The organism is Siminovitchia fortis (genome assembly GCF_007681465.1).
Lineage (GTDB): Bacteria > Bacillota > Bacilli > Bacillales > Bacillaceae_C > Siminovitchia > Siminovitchia fortis.
Genome location: NZ_VEKZ01000191.1, coordinates 1 through 308, shown reverse-complemented (window position 1 = coordinate 308; position 308 = coordinate 1). Strand labels below are relative to the sequence as shown.

Here is a 308-nt window from a genome sequence, read left to right as displayed (position 1 = left end):
TGGATGTATATCCAAACAAGGCAATTCCAATTTAAGAAGAGCCGTCTATACCGCTGGACGTTGTCTATCCGCACATAATGAAGCTTTAAAGCCCTTTTATACCAGATTAAAGGAGAAAGGTAAAAAAGCTCGCAAAATCTATATTGCAATGGGGAATAAGTTTATAAAAATTGCGTTTGCAATGTTAAAAAATCAGCAACCTTTTGAATGGAATCACTCTGATTTCAATTATGAAAAGGAAATCTTGAAAAAATTATCACAACCTTTAGCAGCATAAAACACAGTATAAATATAGTAGGCACTCTTCT

At 33.4% G+C, this 308-nt stretch carries 1 pseudogene; it reads left to right on the top strand.

What is annotated here, in order from left to right:
- A pseudogene (locus FS666_RS19545) lies at nt 1-277 on the top strand (IS110 family transposase); the annotation flags it as partial.
- Nucleotides 278-308: the final 31 nt, after the last annotated feature.